1 protein-coding gene is annotated in these 262 nt (G+C 48.5%); it reads right to left on the reverse strand.

All coding sequences use genetic code 11. The features are described from left to right. Positions 1-262, reverse strand: a 262-nt coding sequence (gene lepB, locus AAEY98_RS22440) for a signal peptidase I (RefSeq protein WP_351019816.1), incomplete at both ends; no start/stop codon positions are given.

A 262-nucleotide genomic window follows, 5' to 3' on the forward strand; every position in this document is an offset into this window, starting at 1 on the left:
GCCTTGCCTGCTAGGTTTTCATCAGGGACAAAGCCCCAAAAACGGCCGTCGGCACTGCGATCACGGTTATCACCCATCACAAAATAATTACCTTCAGGAACTTTAATACGCCACTCGTTACCCTCTGAGCTAACCACTTCTGGTGCTTGTTGCTGCAAAAAGGGCGCATACTGTGAGCTATTCATGCCTTTCAAGTAACGAACGAGATGCTCATGCTCACCCTGCGTTTCTTGAAAATACTGCGCTTCACCCTCTTCTTGCT

This window comes from Shewanella sp. AC91-MNA-CIBAN-0169, from assembly GCF_040310165.1.
Taxonomy (GTDB): Bacteria; Pseudomonadota; Gammaproteobacteria; order Enterobacterales; family Shewanellaceae; genus Shewanella.